The organism is Rahnella sp. Larv3_ips (assembly GCF_003697865.1).
Lineage (GTDB): Bacteria > Pseudomonadota > Gammaproteobacteria > Enterobacterales > Enterobacteriaceae > Rahnella > Rahnella rivi.
Window position 1 is genome coordinate 534073 of sequence record NZ_MJIB01000014.1, and the last position, 21299, is coordinate 555371.

Annotated in this window: 13 protein-coding genes; 7 read left to right on the forward strand and 6 right to left on the reverse strand. The window is 59.0% G+C overall.

Annotation, left to right across the window (positions count from 1 at the left end; genetic code table 11):
- Positions 1-138: 138 nt before the first annotated feature.
- On the forward strand, positions 139-1482 hold the full coding sequence (locus ED901_RS19030; RefSeq protein ID WP_122096882.1) for a HEAT repeat domain-containing protein: 1344 nt from the start codon (positions 139-141) through the stop codon (positions 1480-1482).
- Positions 1483-1509: 27 nt separating this feature from the next.
- Here the strand turns inward: ED901_RS19030 and ED901_RS19035 are convergent, their stop codons facing one another.
- From ED901_RS19035 to ED901_RS19060, 6 genes are all read right to left on the reverse strand, one after another.
- Positions 1510-2133 (reverse strand): NAD(P)H-binding protein, encoded by a 624-nt coding sequence (locus ED901_RS19035; protein ID WP_122096883.1) that lies wholly within the window; start codon positions 2131-2133, stop codon positions 1510-1512.
- Entirely contained in the window at positions 2130-2642 is a 513-nt protein-coding gene (gene hutX, locus ED901_RS19040; RefSeq protein WP_056779532.1) for a heme utilization cystosolic carrier protein HutX, read from the reverse strand. The genes ED901_RS19035 and hutX overlap by 4 nt, the downstream gene beginning before the upstream one ends.
- A complete protein-coding gene (gene hutW, locus ED901_RS19045; protein ID WP_122096884.1) occupies positions 2629-3954 on the reverse strand; it encodes a heme anaerobic degradation radical SAM methyltransferase ChuW/HutW in 1326 nt (441 codons plus the stop codon). Before hutW ends, hutX begins: the two co-directional genes overlap by 14 nt.
- A gap of 200 nt (positions 3955-4154) precedes the next feature.
- Positions 4155-4565, reverse strand: coding sequence for a hypothetical protein (locus ED901_RS19050; protein WP_122096885.1), 411 nt, complete (start codon positions 4563-4565; stop codon positions 4155-4157).
- A 217-nt stretch (positions 4566-4782) separates the two neighbouring features.
- A complete protein-coding gene (locus ED901_RS19055; protein ID WP_122096886.1) occupies positions 4783-5487 on the reverse strand; it encodes an SDR family oxidoreductase in 705 nt (234 codons plus the stop codon).
- Between the two features lie 129 nt (positions 5488-5616).
- A complete protein-coding gene (locus ED901_RS19060; RefSeq protein WP_371414332.1) occupies positions 5617-14151 on the reverse strand; it encodes a GH36-type glycosyl hydrolase domain-containing protein in 8535 nt (2844 codons plus the stop codon).
- A 277-nt stretch (positions 14152-14428) separates the two neighbouring features.
- Between ED901_RS19060 and fecI the strand changes: the two genes are divergently transcribed.
- The 6 genes from fecI to fecD form a co-directional block, all read left to right on the forward strand.
- On the forward strand, positions 14429-14947 hold the full coding sequence (gene fecI / locus ED901_RS19065) for a ferric citrate uptake sigma factor FecI (protein ID WP_122096887.1): 519 nt from the start codon (positions 14429-14431) through the stop codon (positions 14945-14947).
- Between the two features lie 5 nt (positions 14948-14952).
- A complete protein-coding gene (fecR, locus tag ED901_RS19070) occupies positions 14953-15915 on the forward strand; it encodes a ferric citrate uptake sigma factor regulator FecR (RefSeq protein ID WP_122096888.1) in 963 nt (320 codons plus the stop codon).
- 133 nt (positions 15916-16048) lie between these two features.
- Entirely contained in the window at positions 16049-18409 is a 2361-nt protein-coding gene (gene fecA, locus ED901_RS19075; RefSeq protein ID WP_122096889.1) for a TonB-dependent Fe(3+) dicitrate receptor FecA, read from the forward strand.
- Positions 18410-18476: 67 nt separating this feature from the next.
- A complete protein-coding gene (locus ED901_RS19080) occupies positions 18477-19382 on the forward strand; it encodes a Fe(3+) dicitrate ABC transporter substrate-binding protein FecB (protein WP_122096890.1) in 906 nt (301 codons plus the stop codon).
- Positions 19379-20383, forward strand: a complete 1005-nt coding sequence (gene fecC / locus ED901_RS19085; protein WP_122096891.1) for an iron-dicitrate ABC transporter permease FecC — start codon at positions 19379-19381, stop codon at positions 20381-20383. The genes ED901_RS19080 and fecC overlap by 4 nt, the downstream gene beginning before the upstream one ends.
- Positions 20380-21299, forward strand: a 920-nt coding sequence (fecD, locus tag ED901_RS19090) for a Fe(3+) dicitrate ABC transporter permease subunit FecD (RefSeq protein ID WP_122096892.1), incomplete at its 3' end; no start/stop codon positions are given. The genes fecC and fecD, both read left to right, overlap by 4 nt.

A 21299-nucleotide genomic window follows, 5' to 3' on the forward strand; every position in this document is an offset into this window, starting at 1 on the left:
GTAATACCTGTATGTTTATGCTTTTTAATGAGATGGCAGATATACCTTCATACTCAACGTTATGGCATCTCTTTAGCATTATCCGTAAGGTATTCGAAAACAATGATGGACTGAATCAGGCAGGAAAGGAGATCAGCGGTGGCAACGGAATACTATTTATTACAGCAAATCGAGGCGCTGATGAGCGATCCGGCTAACTGGGATAACGCTTATGCCCGTGAAACGGACCCTCTGAAACGGCTGGAATGCCTGACCCGCCACTATAACGGGCATCTTCGCCAGCGGGCGGTGCTCTGTCTGGGAAGTATGAAAGCCGGAGAGGCATTGCCGGCAATCATCAGGCGGGCGAATGACTGGGTGAGTCAGGTGCGTGATGCCGCACGCCAGAGCATCCGCCAGTTTATGGTTCCGCAAGGTGCCCGATGGCTGGTCGAGTGTCTGCCTGAATTCGGCAAGTTGCTTAGCAGCCACCGTGATGACCATGCACTGCTGCTGGAAGAAATTCACCGCTTTCTCGTCCGGCCAGAGAATAACGCCGTTTTGATGGAAGGCCTGAACTCAGCCAAACCGGATGTCGCCAGACTGGTGCTTGGCCTGATGCTGGAACAGCAACTGTTTACGGTGGACGTTATTTTTGAACGCACGCAGGGTCATAAAAATCCGTCTGTCAGACTGATCGCCACCCGCGCCTGGCTTGGTCAGTCCGGAAGGCGGAACGAACAAGATCTGCTGACGCTGCTAAAAGACCGCTATGCGCCGGTCAGGCAGGTGGCACTTGCTGTTGTGATGGATGAAAATGCTGACGTGCCCGTCACGATGCTGCTGACGCTGTTGCATGATAACAACGAACTGGTGCGCAAACGTGCGGCCAAAGTGCTGACTGAACGCGGTCATTCCCCCGTGGCGCACAGTCTGGCGGTGTTTAACGATGCGACTCAGAACCTGTCCCGCCGGTGCGTGGCACTCAGGGCGCTGGACGAGCAGAAATATGAGGATGTGCTGGCGCTGGCCCTGGATTGCCTGAAAAGCGACAGTACCGCGCTGTACAAAACGGCGTTGGACATTGCCGTTGATCATTTGCAGGAAAATGCCAGGGAATTGTTGCTTGAGGCGATGTCGTACCCGGCTTATTCCGTGGCGAAACGGGCCTGCAGGCAGTATGCAAAACGCAAGTTTTTCCTGACGCTGGAGGAGATTTTACGCAGTCAGGCGGCCGCGCCATCAGCTGAACATCTCGGGCTCTATCTGCCATTATCCGCTCGGCTCGGGTTGTGGGAAGGTCTGCAATTTATGCTGATGCAAGCCGGGAATGCTGAACGTGAGCCGATGAGACAGGCGCTGGCAAAATGGACGACGCGCTTAAACCGCTTTTACACTGAGCCGACGGCACACCAAAAAACAGCATTACGGGCGCTGCTCATTCAGCATCCCGACGTCGGCCTGCGTGACAAAAACTATCTGATGCAGGTGTTATCTGCCTGAAAAAAATGCCCCGTCAGGGGCATCTTCTCAGAACCGGGCACCCGCCAGCGACGGATCGATCAGGGCGTAAATTTTACCCCAGCCCTCGCCGCTATTGAGCAGTTGCTGAATGTGCAACGCGACATCACTTCGGCGAACGCGCCCGTGGGCTTCGGTTTCCAGCCGTTGCGCCTGGCCGGTCGCTTCGCCATCCGTCAGGCCACCGGGGCGCAGGATGCACCCTTGCAGCGTACTGGTTTGCAGCCAGCTTTCCGCCAGCGATTTCTCCCGCACCGCCTGCCCGAACGCCTGTTTCGCACGGTCAGACAAGGTAGACCAGCTGTCGCCGCAGCCGATGGAGGTGACCAGCACCATCTGGCGGATACCGGTCTGTTCGGCGGTATCGATGATCAGCCGGTTAGCGTGGTAATCAGAGTGTTTCCCGCCCAGCGTGGAGACAATCTGCGCCTGCGCCCCGGCGGTCTGGCAGGCCAGCAAGACGTCCTGCGGGTTAAGCGCATCGCCTTCGATCACCGTGACACCCGCCTGGCGCAAGGCGTTTGCCTGTTCAGGTTGGCGAATCAGCGCCACCAGCGGGCGCTCTTGCACACTCAAGGCAGCCAGTTCTGCACCGACGCCGCTGCCGGCGCCAAAAATCAGCAAAGTCGTCAAATTACACTCTCTCTTTCAGCCAGCATGGCGGGAAGCGCGCGAAACGCCGTCAGCTGATCGTTCAAAAGCTGGCGGTGGCTGTCGCGTCCCACGAAAACCTTGAGCATCGCATAACCGGCAGCGTTTAAAAACCAGACGCTTGCTGTGCTCATTCCCATAAATGGCCGTTCGACCAGCGCGATATGCTGGCAATGTGTCGCGCGGATATGCCCGCTCAGCCCCTGTTTGCCACGCAGATTAAAATAGCCGTGGCGATGTGTGCCGGTCGGCAGCGCACCGTGAAATTCGAGGATCAGGTCATCATTGTTGACCAGCGTCGTCACTTCGCCCCATTGCGTGATGCTGTCCCACACCGTGTCGAAATGTGCGCCTGAAAACAGATAACTTCCCGGTAAATTTTGGATCACGTTCAGCGGCGCGATGCCATATTCGCGGGCAATATCTTCCACGGTGCCATCGGGTTCTGTGGCTAAAAAGTCGATCAGGGTTTGCAGTTTATCCGTGTGCATGGGCGGCACTCCGTAAAGTCAGTTGTGGGATCAGATCTTGCAGAGCCTGCAACATATTGCTGGCCCAGAAACGTCCGGCGGGGGTGAGATCAAAGCGTGCGCCGTGACGGTTCATCAGGCCGCATTGCTGCCATTGCTCTAATAAAGGTTCGAGGGGAAGCGGGTCTTCAACGATGCGGCTTAAATCGTAGCGGCCCGCTTCGATGCCGCCTTGTAAATCGAGACGCCAGCGCTGCTCGTCAGAGGCACCGGCGGTCATCATCATGATCGGTTTCTGCCCGGCATCCAGTTGCTGATACCAGGCCTCCAGACTGCGTGCCGTCATGTACGACTGACCGCCCAGATTGCCGCCCGCACCGCTGCCAAATGCCAGGCAATCTGCGCCCTGTTTGATCAGCAGATTGTACAGATTGCGCTCCCGCGTGGTGCGCGCCCAGTGGCTGTTGCTGATCTGATGCCAGCCATCGCGCGCCAGAAAGGCTTCGCCTTCAAGATAAAAATCCCGGCGCATTGCGACATCGGGCAAAGTGACGCGGTGATTTTCAACCGCTTTGCCCAGTGGCGTAGAAGGCAACAGGTTCAGCGCATACAGATCGACGCCGTCGAGCGGCAAATCACGCACAATCTGTAAATCCTCACGCCATGAGGCGGGCGTCTGAGCCGGCAGGCCAAACATCAGGTCGCACACCACCGCGGCGCGGTCGCGTTCGCCCAGTTTTTGCAGGAAGTGGATCGCCTCCTCACGGCTGGCGCGACGGCCCATCCGCTGGCGGATGCGGGTATCGAACGTCTGAATGCCGATGGAAAAACGGTTGGCACCGGCTTCCAGACAGGCATCGATTCTCTCATCGTCAAAGTTGAGAATGCGCCCCTCGACGGTGATTTCGCAGTCCGGCGCCAGCGGAAGGAGGCGTCGCAGCGCGCTGATGATGCGGTGCAACTGTGTCGCGCTCAGCGCCGTGGGCGTGCCGCCGCCAAAATAGACCGCATGAACCGGGGCGGACTGATGGAGCGGTGAGCCAGCTTCCTGTTCGATTTCGCGGATCAGATAATCGCAGTATTGCTCCGTCGCCTCTGCTTCGAGTTTGTTCTGATAGAACCCGCAGAATGTGCAGTGCGTGGCACAGAAGGGAATATGCAGATATACCAGACGCTTATTGGCCGCAAGTGTCTGCTGACACAGCGCCTGCCACTGCGCGGGAATATCCTGAGGCGCGACGGGTTGCTGTGGCCGCCAGGGCATCACCGCCCGGCGGTCGGGAAACGGCAACCCCTGTTCGGCAGCATAAAAGCGCGTGAGGTCTAAGCTCATAGGGTTCTTCTTCTCCTGAAGAATCAAGTATCGGTGAGCATTAAACGATAATGATTATCATTCGATCAAATCAAAACCACGCTTTCGATGATCTGCATCAAGGAGTGCGTTTCGCCGCGCCGCGGGATCCCCTGCCGTTATCAGACGAGTGTGTCGCTCACCGGGCTTAAGTCAGAATGCCGGAAAGGGATTATTTAAGATTAAGAACATTTGTTTGACGTGAAGCGTATAACGCCTGAGCCGCCTCTGAATGTGGTGTGGTTATTTTTATCTTTTTGTCCCTGGGCTTTGACGTGGAATTTATTTTCATTAATTTCAGTCATGACAACCGTCACGGATGATTTCACCCCTTTGACAATACAGGTTCTCTTAACAACTACCCGGTGCGCGGTGTTATTTGTAAAGTAATTTTCGCAATTGTTATCCTTAAATTTAAGGTTTCGATTAATCGTTTTAAGAAGGAGTGATTCTGTCGGGGTATAGCAGATTTTATCCAGCGTACCGGTGGAATTGGCGAGTGTCCATTCACCCGGTTTGAGGTTGATTGCACTGGCCGGGTTTAAAAGGGGCAGGGAGAAAAGAACCATTAATAACAGCGTGTGTTTGCGCATTTTTATTACTCCTTTAATAAAAACTTTATATGTATTCTTTTAGCTATATATAAATAAAGTATTCTTCCTGGCATATTCATGAGGAATATCCCTGAAGCGGGCGTGCTGATAAATATAAGGCAGGTCAAAAAGATAAGACGGGGGGATATTACGGACTGACGTTATTATTGTAAAGCCATGCGCCAGCACTCCGCCCCGGCGCATTATTGAAGCAGTCTCAGCGTTTGGCTTTATCCCGCCGTGGCCTGACGGCGATATCGGTAATTTGAGTATCGTCACTGGCACTGACCACCAGACGCACTGCCGCAGCAACCGATTCGGGTGTGCTGTAATCCCGTGGATCGATGGCCGCAAAATCTCCCTGACTTTCGCGGGTTTTTCGGTTCATCGGCGTATCCGTAGGCCCCGGCGCGACGGTGGATACGCGCACGCCATGTTCGCTTTCTTCCTGCCGGAGAGCATGAGCCAGCGCATTCAGGGCAAATTTCGATGCGCAGTACACCGTATTTCCGCCGTCGGCTTTCGTGCCCGAACCCGAACCGATAAACACCACCTGACCTTCCTGTTTTCTCAGCGCGGGCAGCGCCAGCCGGGTGAATTGTGCAGGCGCAAACACGTTAATGGAAAATTGCTGCTGCCAGTCCTCCGGGGTGGCGTTTTCAACACGCAGGGGTTTGGAGATTGCCGCCGAATGGACCAGCACATCAATCTGCGGCAGCTCGCGGATAAAGTGTTCAATGGCGGTAAAATCCAGTAAATCGATTTCCACCGCGTCAACGTTTTCAATCAGCCGCAACGCCAGCAGGCTCTCTTTATTCCGCCCCAGGGCAAAGACCCGATGGTCGCGTGCCAGATTATGGACAATCGCCAGCCCGATACCGCTGGTTCCGCCGGTAATGACGGCGACAGGAAGTGTGCTCATGGTGTTCTCCTCGGTTTTTTTCTCAACCTAACAGCAGAAAGATGCCCGCGCGACGGACTTTATTGGCTTAGCTTGTGTGGAAAAAAGAAAAGCCCCGCAGTGCGGGGCCTCTGAGAGGATCGGTATGATCTAACTGCCCAGTTCCACCTCCACCTGATGCTCAGCCCCGTCATCCACCAGCGGAATTCGGTCATTTTCCAGAACCTGGCCGTCGAGCAGTACACGGTATTCGCCGGTGCTGCGGCGCACGGTGATCTGATAATGGCTGCTGCCCTGCTGATAAGAGACGGTGATCTCCGGCCAGGCGGCGGGCAGATGGCTGTGAATGGCGATCGCGTCGCCGTGGCGGGTGATGCCGAGCAGGGCTTCGGTGATCAGACGATACGTCCAGCCTGCCGAGCCGGTGTACCAGCTCCAGCCGCCGCGTCCGCTGTGCGGATCCACCGAGTAAATATCGGCGGAAATCACATAAGGTTCGGCTTTATAGCGGCTGACGTCGCTGGCGCTGAGGCTGTGATTGATCGGGTTGATCATCGACATCAGCTCCCATGCCCGTTCGATATTGCCCTGTTTGGCAAAGGCCATCACCGCCCAAATCGCACCGTGAGTATATTGCCCGCCGTTTTCGCGCACGCCTGGCAGATAACCCCGGATATAGCCTGGGTTCGGACCGTTGCCGTCGAACGGCGGCGTCAGCAGTTTGATCAATCCGGCGTCGTTATCCACCAGCCGTTGATCGACCGAGTGCATGGCGCTGGCGGTGCGTTCCGGCGTACCTGCACCGGAAAGCACAGACCAGCTCTGGGCGATAGCGTCTATCTGACATTCGTCATTCAGATGTGAGCCCAGTGTTTCGCCGCTGTCAAAGTAGCCGCGCAGATACCAGTCGCCGTCCCAGGCGTGTTCGTTCAGGTTGTGTTTCAGCAGCGCCGATTGCTCGCGGCACAGCGCGGCGGTGTCTTCGTCATGGCGTTCTTCTGCCAGTGCGCCGTAGCGCTGCAGCACGTCATACAGGAAGAAGCCCAGCCAGACGCTTTCACCGCGACCGCCAAGGCCGACCAGATTCATGCCATCGTTCCAGTCGCCCGCGCCCATTAGCGGCAGGCCGTGTTGCCCCATTTTCAGGCCGTGTTTCAGTGCGCGAACCCCGTGCTGCCAGAGGGTTTCGTGCGTTGAACTGACCACCGGTAACTCATAGAAAGACTCTTCACCGGCGGCCAGCAAACGTGCTTCGAGGTACGGAATTTGCTGCTCCGCGATGTCGTGATCGCCGGTTACCGAGATGTAATGGCTGATGGCCAGCGGCAGCCACAGATAATCATCTGAGCAGCGCGTGCGCACGCCATTGCCGGTTGGCGGATGCCACCAGTGCTGGACGTCGCCTTCTATAAACTGCCGCGAGGCGCACAGCAGGATCTGCTCGCGCATGCGCTGCGGTGCGGCGTGGGTGAGCGCCAGCGTGTCCTGAAGCTGATCGCGGAAACCGAACGCGCCGCCCGACTGATAATAGCCGCTGCGCGCCAGGATCCGGCTGGCTAAGGTCTGATAAATCAGCCAGCCGTTGGCGAGTAAATTCACCGACGGATCCGGCGTGTTGACCTGAATTTTATCCAGCACCTGATGCCAGTGCTGATGCACGCGATCCAGTTCGGCCTGCGCCTCGCCTTCCTGCAAGAACTGGCGGATCAGCGCTTCGGCGTCATTGGCGTTTTGCCCCAGACCCAGCACGAAGGTAAAGGTGCGCTGATCACCGTCGATGAGCGTGGTCGCCGACTGCACCGCACCGCACGGATCCATCGCTGCGCCCGTGCGGTCTGAGAGCCGCTGATTTTTCATGGCCGCCGGAGAGGCCGGTGAACCGGCACGGCCAAAGAACTCACGGCGATCGCCACTGACCGAACAGTGTGCGCCGGTCACCGCGAAGAAGGCCGTGCGTTCGCCGCCGTTGCTGGTGTAATGGTTGGTCGCCAGCACGCCGCAACCCTGCGTCACACGCGCCTGCGAGGTGACGATGTGCATGGCGGATTTGGTGCGCAGATCGGCCATCACCCATTCCACATAACCGGTGACCGACAGCCTGCGCGGGCGGCCGGAGACGTTGGTCAGGGTGAGCATGATCAGTTTCACCGGCGCATGTTCGGCGACCAGCACCGTCATTTCGCTGGCGATCCCGCGTTCGGTGTGTTCGAACACGCTGTAACCAAAACCGTGCCGCGTGACATAACCGCCCGCGCCGCGCACCGGCAACGGTGCCGGTGACCAGACGCTGCCGCTCTCTTCGTCACGCAAATAAAATGCTTCGCCGGAACTGTCGCTGACCGGGTCATTTTCCCACGGCGTTAAACGGTATTCGTGGGCGTTTTCATACCAGGTATACGCCTGACCGCTTTCTGAAATCACCGTGCCAAAATCGGCGTTCGCCAGCACGTTTGACCACGGCGCCGGCGTGTTTTGCCCTTCGTTGAGCAGGATCTGATATTCACGGCCATCAGGGGAGAATCCGCCGGTGTCGTTGAAATAGGTCAGGCCACGCGGTTCTGCGGCCACCGGGCTGATGTCATCGTCGCTGCGAACCGGCAGCAGGGCCTGCTGGGAAGCGTGCGGCATTTGCATCCGCTGGTTAAGCTGATCGGTCAGCGGACCGTGACGGTCGTCGATCACCACCCGCGCCACGCTCATCAGCAACGTGCGGTCTTCCTGCGAGATCTGCTCGCCGTTACGCACAAATATCCCGCCCGGAATATCGGTCTGGCTGGAGCCCGCGCCGGAAGCCACCAGGCCGAGGATCTGGTTTTGCAGCGCCTGCTGATAACCGCCCGGATCGTTGGAGAGCAGCACCAAATCGACTTTCAGGCCTTTCAGCCGCCAGTAGTTGTGCGCGCGGATCAGCAGTTTCACCAGATTGATGTTTTCGCTGCTGGAGAGGGTGAGCAGCACGATCGGCAGATCGCCCGAGAGTGAAAGCCCCCACAGGCCGGACTGCCCGCGCCGGTTATGGATAAGGGTCTGAGCATCACCGCGCATTTCCTGGCTGGCGAACAGCAACGCACCGGCCAGACGGTTAAACAGCCCGGCGTCATCTTCGGTGGCGTTGAGCTGGCGCAGAACGACCTGACTGTGCGACCAGGCGATTTCGAATACCCGATCAGCAATATGGTGGTCGCGGTATTTTTCCAGCAGCGCCAGGCTTTGCAGACGGGTGTCGCCGATGCCATACACCATATCGACCACCACCGGCACACCAGGTTTCAGGCGGATACGCTGGCGGATAGCCAGAACGGGGTCGAGCACCGCACCGGCGCTGTTACTGAGTTTGCCGGGCTGTTGCAAAGCCTGCGGGTGCGCCGCGGTGTGGCCGCGACCGATAAAGGCCGCGCGATCGGTTTCGAACGAAGTTTCCCGTTCGACCGGACCGTGGATCGCCATCATGTGGAACATCCACGGGCAATGCTCGTCCGGCTCGCGCGGGCGGCGGTGGCACAAAATCCCTTCCTGCGCAGGCACCAGTTCGGTCTGCACAAACAGGTTGCTGAACGCCGGATGGGTGGCATCGTTGGCCGCCGGAGCCAGTACCACTTCCGCATAGGTGGTGATTTCCACCGTACGCGGACGACGTCCGTGGTGCGTGATCGTCATACGGCGGATTTCCACGTCGTCTTCCGGTGACACCACGATGTGCGTTTTCAGGGTCAGAGAACCCTGTGTACGGGTGAACTCCGCCCCGGAGTCTGTCAGCACCGCGTGATAAGTGCCTTTTTGTTTGCCTGCGGGCTGCCAGGTATTGCTGGAGATTTCACCGGTGGCCGGATCGCTCAGGTAGCAGAAGATGCCGCGATGATCCCGCGTCGCATCTTCCCGCCAGCGGGTTAACGTCAGATCTTTCCAGCGGCTGACGCTGCCGCCAGCCTGCGTCACCATCAGGTGATAATTCGTGTTGGAGAGCAGCTGAACTTCCGGCGTCGGGCTGTCCACGTCGGTGAATTCGCGCAGTTCGACGTTGACCTTTTGCAGCGTGCTGTCGTGTGACTCAAAGTGACGGCGCGGGCTGTAAAGTTCGACCGCATCCGGCACGCGTTCCTGCAACAGCAGGCGGGCGGACTGGAATGCCGCATTCGCCGCAAAGCGCGCAGGCATCGGGGAATCGAGCAACACGTTCGCCAGCGCGAGGAATCCCATCCCCTGATGGTGCGCCATGTAAGAACGCACCACGATGTAAATCTGCCCGCGAACCAGCCGCGACGGGCTGTAATCGAGCGCGTCGTAAAAGCCGTATTCGCCGCGCGCGCCGCAGTTTTCCAGTTCGACCAGATTGAGGCAAGCCTCCTGCGGACGGAACATCAGCGCCATCATGGTGGCGTAAGGCGCGACCACCATGTCTTCGCCCAGCCCGCGCTTCAGCCCGAGGCCGGGTACACCAAAGGCGTGATACTGGTAATTCTGGTTGAGATCAAAGGCCGCGTATGCCGACTCCGAAATCCCCCACGGCACGTTGTTCTCCTTGCCCCAGGCGATTTGCCGGTCAACGGCGGTCTGGCACATTTGTACCAGCAGCGTATCGGGATAAGCGGGCATCACCAGCTGCGGCATCAGGTATTCAAACATCGACCCGCTCCACGACATCAGCGAAGGCTGTTTGTCGATCACGGTGAATAACCGGCCCAGCGCGAACCAGCTTTTTTGCGGCAGCTGGTTGGTGGCAATGGTCACATAGTTGGTCAGGCGAATTTCAGACGGCAGCAGATCGTATTTTCCGCTGTCCATTTTATGCGCATCGCAGTTGTAACCGACGGTCAGCAAATGGGTGTTGGTGTCGTACAGGAAGCGGAAATCCATGTGTGCGTGATCGTTCAGGCGTTGTTCCAGCTCACCGATAATGTCCAGACGCTGACGTGCCAGCCCGATGGCGCGGGAAAGTTGCGGCGAGCTCAGGGCATCCTGCTGCGCCAGCCATAACAGCGAAGGCAGAGGCTCGTGGTAAGCCTCTGGCGACAGCCAGCCATAAAACGCGGACCACTCGGCCAGCCCGGCATCCAGCTGTTCCGCCAGCCGTGGCAGATAACCTTCCGAAGAGGTGGCGATCAGCGCCCGCATGGCCCGCAGGTGAACAAAGATCTCCCCGCCCTGCGCCGTACTGGCCTGCGTCCAGCTCTCGCGCAGTTTTGCCATGGCGGCCGCGCCGTTTTTATTTTCGGCCAGATACAGCGTGTCTTCCAGGCCGGTCAGCCATTGCGGAAGGTTGACCGCAGGTTGCACACGCCACAGGTGCAGGCCGGTGCTCAGGGTCAGCAGATGTCCGGCGAAGTTGCCGCTGTCAACGCTGGAAATGTAGCGCGGGTTGAGCGGTTCCAGCGTGCGCGTGTCGTACCAGTTATAAAGGTGGCCGCGATAATGCTCGAGTTTATCCAGCGTATCGAGCGTCTGGCTGGTGCGCAGTAACACTTCGCCCTGCGTGATGTAGCCGAAATCCCAGGCGGTAATATTGGCCAGCAAAGAGAGGCCGATATTGGTCGGCGAGGTGCGATGGGCCACCACCGGCTGCGGGATTTCCTGGAAGTTATCCGGCGGCAGCCAGTTTTCCTGCTCATTGACGAATGTCTCAAAGAATGACCAGGTCTGACGTGCCGCCTGACGCAGGAAAATACGCTGCTTTGCGTCCAGATCGGGTGCCGGATGTGACGCGGGCTGGCTCAGCCAGCACATGACGCGCGGCCCGAGGAACCAGAGAATACCGAGTGGTAGCGCCGCCCAGACCAGCGAAGAATGGGTCAGCGTGGGCAACATCACCAGCGCAATCCCGGCCAGCGGGTTTGCCCACATGCGGCGGTAGAAATATTCCGGCGACTGCGCGCGGCTTTTCTCACTGACGTTGATGCTGGCCCATTCGTGCAACTTACGGTGGCTGACGTTGAGCCGCCACAGCGTCAGTAAAATCGCCTGCACCGAGTAAACCGCTTCATGCGGCAGCGTCATCAGCGTCACGAAAATGCGCGACAGGCGGCTGAGGGTGGCGGAGGCCACGCTTTTCAGATGGGGGAGCAGCGAGCGGCGCGGGCCTTTATTGAGTAAATCCAGCACCAGCGCGACCAGCACCGGGAACAGCAGCATCGCGGCGATAAATCCAAACCAGTACATTTTGTTTGGTACCAGCGCCACGGTGCAAAAGATGATCACCAAAAAGGCCGGGGCGACCAGACTGCGGCGCAGGTTATCAAACAATTTCCAGCGCGAAAGGGTGGTCAGCGGATTGCGGCAGCGCTGCCCGTCCTCCTGACGGACACGAAAACGCAGCCAGTTCAGCAGTTGCCAGTCACCACGTATCCAGCGGGTTTTACGCGCCACGTCGGCCAGATAATGATCGGGATATTGCTCGTAAAGCACGACATCGCTGAGCATGCCGGAACGGGCGTAACAGCCTTCCAGCAGGTCGTGGCTGAGCACCAGATTTTCCGGGCAGGTGTTTTCGTTGGCGCGGATAAACATATCAACATCGTAAATCCCCTTGCCGACAAATGAGCCTTCGCCGAACAAATCCTGATAAATGTCTGACGACATCGACGAGTAAGGATCGTTACCCGGCACGCTGCTGCACAAAGCGGCATAGCGCCCCTGGCCGTTGGCGGGGATCTCTTCCGCCAGACGCGGCTGGAGAATGGCGTAACCGGACACCACCAGATGGCGCTGTTCGTCGTACACCGGATGGTTCAGCGGATGCGCCATCGCCGCCACTAACTGATGCGCCGTGGCACGCGGCAGGACGGTGTCGCTGTCGAGCGTGATCACGTACTTCACCTGCTGTAAATGCGCCTGCGTGCTGCCTTCGATCAGCGAAAACGGTTCGCCGTGGCCGCGTAACCAGAGATTAAGCGCGTTAAGTTTGCCGCGTTTGCGTTCATAACCCATCCACACGCCCTGAGCGGCATTCTTTTCGCTGTCACGGTGCAGCAAAGTGAAAAGCGGGCCTTGCGTGACGGTGTAACGTCTGTTGAGCTGCTGGATTTTCTGTCGGGCATACACCAGCAGGGTATCGTTGTCCTCACTGTGCGGCTCTTCGCTGTCGTGAAAATCGCTGAGCAGCGCGAAATTCAGATTCGGCAACACGTTGCCGAGATAACAGACTTCGAGGCTGTTGATCAGTGCGTCGATATTTTTACGGCTGCCAAGCAGGCAGGGGATCACCACCAGCGTGCTGGCGCTTTCAGGAATGCCGCCAACAAATTCCAGACGCGGCAACGGCTGCGGCGTGCGGCTGCGGGTGGTGATTTCACTGAGCAGATTAAGGGCAAACTGGCTGGCGACCAGCATCACCGGCACCAGCAATGCCCACCACAGCCAGTTATTGCCCGGATGGCCGGAGCGGTACAGCGCATCGGCGGTGACGGCGGTGGTGACCAGTAACAAACTGCCCAGCCACGACAGCAGCGGCGTCTGGCTGAGTTTGGCGCGCGCGCGGTTAAGCAGCGAAAAGCGCACCTGCAACTCTTTTTCCAGCACCGGTCGGCCGGGGCCAATCAGATAATACCCGACGTGTTGCTGCTGATAAGTGCCGCCGGCCTGCTGCGCAAGCGCCACGGCGCGGGCCGCAACGGCGGCTTCATCATGACGGGAGTTACGCGAAAGCCGTTCAATCTGATGGCGGTAATTGTCACGTGTGTCGAAATGCATGGTGGCGTAAATACCGGCCGGATCGCCGCGCAGGATTTTCTCCACCACGCTGAGATTTTCGGCGAAATCCGCCCAGTCCATTTCGGTGAGCTGGCGTAACCCCATGATGCTGTTACTGACGGAAAGCTGATTTGCCGCCAGTTGCTGATTGAATTTGTCGATGACTTCGCGCTGCGTCAGGCCGACTTCGCTCAGACGTTGTTCCACCCAGGTCAGCGGCAGCGCCAGCATGGATCCGTGGCCCTGCAGGCGGCGAACCAGTTCGGCGACAAACGCACTGGTACGCGGCGGATTGGTGCGCGCCATATCGGCAATCACAATGATCTGACTGGCCGGATCGTTTTCGGCGCTGTCCTGCAATTTATTGACCCAGAAATCCGCCAGATTGCGTTCTTTCTGGGCGTTGGCGACTTCAATGCTCACGCGGCGCAGATTCTCTATCAGCGCCAGACGCAACATCCCCGGAAACGCCCACAGTTCACCCAGCGTCAGCGGTCTGACACTCTGATAAGTGGAGAGAAAACGGGTCAGGGTTTTAATGTCCCACAGGCCGTCGCTGTGGCTGACCACCTCGGTGGCGATGTCGTAAATGCGCGGGCAAAAATGCGGTGATCCCAGCGAGGGCAAACCCTTGCCGAAGTTTTTCGGCAACAGCTGACGCACCACGCGGATTTGTTCTTCAATCAGATAGTAGTTATCCAGCAGCCATTCACCGGCGGGGGTGATACTGGCTTTTTCGCCACTGCTGAGGATCAGACAGCTGCGGGTCAGGACCTTCTCATTGTCATCGAGGCGTTTGAGCAGATAGTAGGGGAGTTTCTTCTTGGATAACTTATGCGAGAGGGCCAGTTTTCCGCCGTAGCGTTCCATCTGGTCTGCCGAAAAAAGCTCGGCACGGATCGGCGTGGACTGTTCAAGCGCGCTGGCGCGATGACGTCGGGTGGCCGGTGATACAGGTGGTGCTCCTTTACTTTTGAACCAACTGAAGACAGCATTTTTCACGTCAACATTCCTTATGCGGACCCGAGAAGGCAGTTGCCTGAGCTGCGATAAGAGTTCACATAGTGAGATAAAGAGGTCAGGGGCAGGGAGGCATATCGGAACAGGCACCGGTAACGGGTGTCTCCCCCAAGCTTAGTGTGTTAATGCGCGGGATGTCGGTTTTCTTTTCACTTTTGCGCAGACCCGACGGGAAAAGGCGCAGGATCCTCGATTGTAATGATAACTATTATCAATTATTATCCAATGGTGAATTTCTGGTCTGGTTATGTAACTTTCTATGTCCATCAACGCTGCCGTATCGCCCGCCCGCGCGTTTGAAGCGCTCTACAGCTCGCACCACCGCTGGCTGAAAAACTGGCTCCGGTTAAAACTGGGGTCGGCCAATGACGCCGACGATCTGGCTCAGGACACCTTTATGCGCGTCCTGACCGGCGACAGTGCGCAGGAAATTCGCGAACCCAAATCCTTTCTCTGCACCATTGCCCGCCGGGTGATGGTGGATTTTTTCCGCCGCAACGCGCTGGAACGCGCTTATCTCGACATGCTGGCGCTGATGCCGGAAGCGCATATGCCGTCGCCGGAACAGCGCCAGTGCCTGCTCGAAACCCTGCAACAGATCGATACGATGCTCGACGGCCTGGGCGAAAAAGTGCGTCAGGCTTTTCTGCTCTCCCAGCTGGAAGGGCTGACCTATCCGGTGATCGCCCTGCGTCTGAACGTTTCGGTCAGTTCGGTCAAAAAGTACATGGCGAAAGCCACTGAGCATTGTCTGCTGTTCAGCCTGGAACATGGCTGAGCGCAATGACGTCCTCCCTTACCGATAATCAGCGTCTGGCGCTGAAAATGGCCGCGCAGTGGTTCGCCACCTTGTGCTCGGGCGAGGTGACGCCGCAACAAAATCAGAAATGGCAACGGTGGCTGGCGCAGCACGAAGACCATCGCTGGGCGTGGCAGCGGGTGGAATCCTTACAGGGTCAGCTGCACAGCATGCCGGGCCGCTTCAGTTATCAGACGCTGAATCATGCGCGCCAGCAGTCGGAGGTCACCCGCCGCCGCGTGCTGAAAGGTTTGCTGGTGCTGCTCGGGCTGGGCGGCAGCTGGAAAGCGTGGCAGACGCCCGCCGCACAAGGCCTGCTGGCGGATGCGCGCACCGCCACCGGCGAAACCAAAACCCTGCGTCTGCAAGACGGCTCCCAACTTTCGCTTAACACCGCCAGCGCCGCCGATATCCGTTTTACCCCGCAGCAGCGGCTGATCCGCCTGCATCAGGGCGAAATCAGCATCATCACCGCGCAGGATACGCAGCCCGTCTCGCGGCCTTTCCTGGTGCAAACGCAGCAGGGCATGCTGCGCGCCCTCGGCACAGAATTTATCGTCCGCCAGTTTGATGACGCGACCCGCCTGACCGTGCTGAAACACGCGGTGGAAATCACGCTGCCAGGCCAGCGCTTGCAGGTCAGCGAAGGCCAAACCGTTCGTTTTACCGCCAGCGCATTTGGCGAGGTGACGGCTCTTTCGGGCGGAGCGGGCAGCTGGAGCAAAGGCGTGCTGAGCGTCAGCGACCGGCCTCTGGTGGAAGTGGTGGATGAACTGGCGCGTTACCGTCACGGCCATCTGAGCTGCGACCCGGCTGTTGCACATCTGCGCATCAGCGGCACTTTCCCGCTCAACGACACCGACGCGGTCCTCAACATTCTTTCACGCACGTTACCCGTCAGGATCCACACCCTGACCCGCTACTGGGTGAGCGTGGTGCCCGCGTAATGCTGCCGTAACACCGCCTGCAAATAAAAATGATAAATAATCGCATTCGCGATTGTCCCTTTTGCATTCTCATCCGACTCCTATGCAGCACTGAAAAAAAACACACAGCAAAAACATAAAATCTGGAGAGGGTATGTCCATTTCACGCTCACGCGTTCTGCGTTCTTTTGGCAACACAACACCACTGGCGATGGCCATTCACTGCGCGATCCTTCCTGTTGCGCTGATCACCGCGCTGCCTGCGGCCGCGGCGGTTCAGCCTGCGTCGTATCAGATTGCGGCAGGCAATCTTGATACCGCACTCAATCAGTTTGCGGCAAAGGCGGGTATCACGCTGTCGGTGGATTCTTCGCTGACGCGCGGCAAGCACAGCAAGGGTTTACAGGGAAATTACACCCTCAATGACGGCCTGACGGCGCTGCTGGCAGACAGCGGGCTGGAAGCCCGATCATTGGGTAATAATGCGTTTACGCTGGCGGCCATTCCGGCGCCGGTTCAGGAGCCGGAATCCCTGACCGTGGTCGGCGACTGGCTGGCTGATGCGCGTGAAAACGACGTGTTTGAACATGGCGGGGCGCGCGACGTGATCCGCCGTGAAGATTTTGTCAAAACCGGCGCGACGACGGTGCGTGAGGTGATGAACCGCATTCCGGGCGTGAATGCGCCGGAAAATAACGGCACCGGCAGCCATGATATGGCGATGAATTTTGGTATCCGCGGGCTGAACCCGCGCCTCGCCAGCCGTTCCACCGTGCTGATGGACGGCATTCCGGTGCCGTTTGCGCCTTACGGCCAGCCGCAGCTTTCCCTTGCACCGGTTTCCCTCGGTAACATGGACGCGGTGGATGTGGTGCGCGGCGGCGGCGCGGTGCGTTACGGGCCGCAAAGCGTCGGCGGCGTGGTGAACTTCGTCACCCGCGCCATTCCGAAAGATTTCGGCATCGAAGCCGGAACGGAAGGCACTTACAGCCCGACCTCCAGCCAGAACGATCCGAAAGGCACCGGTAACCTGATGATTGGCGGCACGGCGGATAACGGCCTCGGCGGCGCGTTATTGTATTCCGGCACGCGTGGCAGCGACTGGCGTGAACACAGCGCGACCAAAATCGACGACGTGATGCTGAAAACCCGTTACGCGCCCAATGACGTCCACACCTTTAACAGCCTGCTGCAATATTACGAAGGCCGCGCAGAAATGCCGGGCGGGTTGTCCCGCGCCGATTACAACGCCAACCGTTTTCAGTCCACGCGCCCTTACGACGAATTCTGGGGCCGCCGCCAGCTGGCGAGTTTCGGCTATCAGTATCAGCCGGATCAGCAGCATAAATTCAATATCCAGAGCTTCTACACCTACACCCTGCGCAGCGGCTATCTCGATCAGGGCAAAAACCTGACCCTTTCCCCGCGCCAGTATTGGGTTCGCGGCATCGAACCGCGCTACAGCCAGAGCTTCAACCTCGGCCAGACGGCGCATGAAGTGGGCGTCGGTTACCGCTACGTCAGCGAATCCACCCACGAGCTGCGCTATTACAGCCCGGCCAAATCCGGCGTCCTGCCGACCGGCGACAGCCCGTACGATCGCGATACCCAGTCCGGCACGCAGGCTAACGCATTTTACGTCGATGACCGTATCGACGTCGGCGACTGGACCATCACGCCGGGGATGCGCTACGAACATATTCAGTCGTATCAGAATAACTACATCAAAGGCACCAAGCAGGAAATCAGTTACAACGCGCCGCTGCCCGCGCTGAATGTGGTGTATCACCTGAACGATGCCTGGAATATTTACGGCAACACCGAAGGATCTTTCGGCACCGTGCAGTACAGCCAGATTGGCAAAGCGGTGGACAGCGGCAATATCGAGCCGGAAAAAGCCCGCACCTGGGAACTGGGCACGCGCTTTGATAACAGTATTGTGAAAGCGGAAGTCGGCCTGTTCCTGATCAACTTCAACAATCAGTACGACTCCAACCAGACCACCGACAGCGTGACCGCGCGCGGTAAAACCCGTCACACCGGGCTGGAGAGCCAGATCCGTTACGACCTGTCAGATTTGTCCCCGACACTGGAGAATGTTTCTGCCTACGCCAGCTATGCCTACGTCAACGCGGTGATCCGCGAAGAGGGCGATACGCACGGCAATCAGGTGCCGTTCTCGCCAAAAAACAAAGGCACGCTGGGGCTGGATTACACGCCGGGCAACTGGTTCTTCAACGTCAACAGTGAATACCAGTCCGGCCAGTTTGCTGACAACGCCAACACCGTTGAGGAAAGTGCCGATGGCAGCACCGGCCGCATTCCCGGTTTCATGCTGTGGGGCGCACGCGCCGGGTATCAGTTTAGCGCAGACATGGCGAACCTGAATCTGGCCTTCGGCGTGAAGAACATCTTCGATCATGAATATTTCACCCGCGCCTATGACGACAACAACAAAGGGTTGTATGCCGGCCAGCCGCGCACCTTGTATATGCAGGGTTCCCTGAAGTTCTGATTGTTCCATGCCCGCCGGGCGTAGCGCCGCTGCGTCCGGTTTTTCCTGTTAACCGCACAGAGGTTTTATGTCTTTCTTCTCCCGCTTTGCGCTTTTTATCGGTTTATGTTTTTCACTGAGTAGCGCCCAGGCCGTGACGGTCACTGACCAGCAGGGCAGCTTTACCCTTGAATCCACGCCAAAACGTGTGGTGGTGCTGGAGCTGTCTTTTGTGGACGCGCTGGCGGTGGTGGATGTTAGCCCGGTCGGCGTGGCCGACGATAACGATGCGGACCGCATTTTGCCGCAGGTGCGTCAGCGCATCGGCGTGTGGCAATCGGTCGGTACGCGATCGCAGCCCAGCCTTGAGGCGATTGCCGCCCTGAAACCGGACCTGATCATCGCCGACAGCAGCCGCCACAGCGGCATTTACACTGCGCTGAAAGGCATTGCGCCAACGCTGCTGCTGAAATCCCGTAACGAAACCTACCGCGAGAATCTGGAGTCGGCGGCGATCATCGGCAAGGTGCTGGGCAAAGATGCGCTGATGCAGCAACGTCTGAGGGAACATCATCAGCGTATGCAGGCGTTTGCCGCGCAGTTGCCGCAAGGCACGCAGGTGGTGTTCGGCACTTCGCGCGAGCAGCAGTTCAACCTGCATTCGCGGGATTCCTACACCGGCAGCGTGCTGACCTCGCTCGGCCTGAAGGTGCCGGAGCCGGTGAACCAGCAGCCGCTGGCGAACATCAGCTTCGAGCAACTGCTGGCGATCAATCCTGACTGGCTGATCGTCGCGCATTACCGTCAGGAAAGTATCGTGCGCCAGTGGCAGCAGGATCCGCTGTGGCAGATGATGAAAGCCGCGCAGCAAAAACAGGTGGCGTCGGTGGACAGTAACGTCTGGGCGCGGATGCGCGGCATGTTTGCCGCCGAACAGATCGCCAGCGACACGGTGCAGATCCTGCATCATCAGGCACTTAACACCGCACCATGATGGCAGTGAAACGCCTGTTTACGGGGTGGCGCTGGACGCTGCCTCTGCTCGTTCTGGGCGTCAGCTTCTGGCTGACGCTTTTTTGCCGTTCTGCGGTGCCCATTGGCGCGCTGGAATCGTTGCGCGCCTTGCTGCCCGGCCCGCCGGTTTCCCTTGCACAGGCGCTGGTGCTGAACCTGCGCCTGCCGCGCAGTCTGGTGGCGATGCTGCTGGGCGCGAGTCTGGCGCTGGCGGGCAGTTTGCTGCAAACCCTGACCCGTAATCCGCTGGCGTCGCCTTCGCTGTTTGGCATTAACGCGGGCGCGTCGCTGGCGATGGTGGTGGTCAGCGCGCTCAGCCCGCAGCTGTTCTCCGGTTTCAGTATCGCGCTGGTGGCCGCGCTTGGCGGCGGCGTCAGCTGGGGCGCTGTCATGCTGATGGGCGGCGGCTGGCAACAGGCAGGGGATCGCAGCCGGTTGATCCTCGCGGGTGTGGCGGTATCTGCGCTGTGCGCCGCGCTGGCAAAAGCCACGCTGATCCTCTCCGAAGACCACGCTTACGGCATTCTCAGCTGGCTGGCCGGCGGTGTGGCCCACGCCCGCTGGCCGGAGTTCTGGCATCTGTTTCCGTTCACCGCCATCATCGTGCCGTGGGTGTTGCTGCTCGCCAGCCGCCTCAACCTGTTGCAGGTCAGCGATGACAGCGCACAGACGCTGGGTGTCAACCTGCCGCGTCTGCGTCTGACCCTTAATCTGATGGTGTTGCTGCTGGTCGGTGCCTGCGTCAGCGTCGCCGGACCGCTGGCGTTTATCGGCCTGCTGGTGCCGCACATTTCCCGTTACTGGATTGGCTACGATCTGCGCCGTATGTTGCCGCTGTGCATGATTTTTGGTGCCACGCTGATGCTGCTGGCCGATTTGCTGGCACGTTTTCTGGCGTGGCCGGGCGAGCTACCGGCGGGCGTGGTGCTGGCGCTGATCGGCGCGCCGTTCTTCGTCTGGCTGGTGAGGACGCGCACATGATCCGCCAGCTGACGGTATTCCTCATCCTTAGCGCGCTGTTGCTGATGACCTTCGTGATGTCCCTGCGCTACGGCACGCACACGCTGACGTTTGAACAGATGCGTCTCGCGCTTTCACCTGCTGACAGCAACCATTTTCCGCTGACGGAGTACCGGCTGCCGCGCGCGCTGCTGGCAATACTGATCGGTGCGGCGCTGGCGCTTTCCGGGGTACTGGTGCAGGGAATTATCCGCAATCCGCTGGCCTCGCCGGACATTCTCGGCGTCAATCATGCCGCCGGATTAGCCTCGGTGGGGGCGCTGATGTTGCTGCCTTCGCTCTCTGTCATGTGGCTGCCGCCGCTGGCATTTGCCGGGGGGATTGCGGCCTTTGTGCTGCTGAGGCTGGTGTCCGGGCGCTCTGCGCCGTTGCGGCTGGCATTAACGGGCGTGGCGCTGACCGCCTTTTACGCCAGCCTGACCGATTACCTGATGCTGTCTCGCCCGATGGAGATCAACAGCGCGCTGCTGTGGCTGACCGGCAGCCTGTGGGGACGTGGCTGGAATTTCGTTGAGATCGTCGCGCCGTGGTTGCTGCTCCTGCTGCCGCTGAGCCTGTGGTTTTGCCGCGATCTGGATGTGCTGGCGCTCGGCGATGACAGTGCCGCGACGCTGGGTATTCGCGTCTCCCGCGTGCAGCGGTGGGTGCTGTTGCTGGCGGTGGCGCTCGCGGCGATAAGCGTTGCGGCGTGCGGGCCGGTGGGCTTTATCGGCCTGGTCGCCCCGCACCTGACCCGCCGGCTGGTGGGCGGCCGCCACCGTGTGCTGATCCCCGCGTCCCTGCTGGTGGGGGCGCTGATTTTACTGCTGGCGGATGTGCTGGCGCGAACCCTGCACCCGCCGCTGGAACTGCCCGCGGGCGTATTAACGGCGGGGGT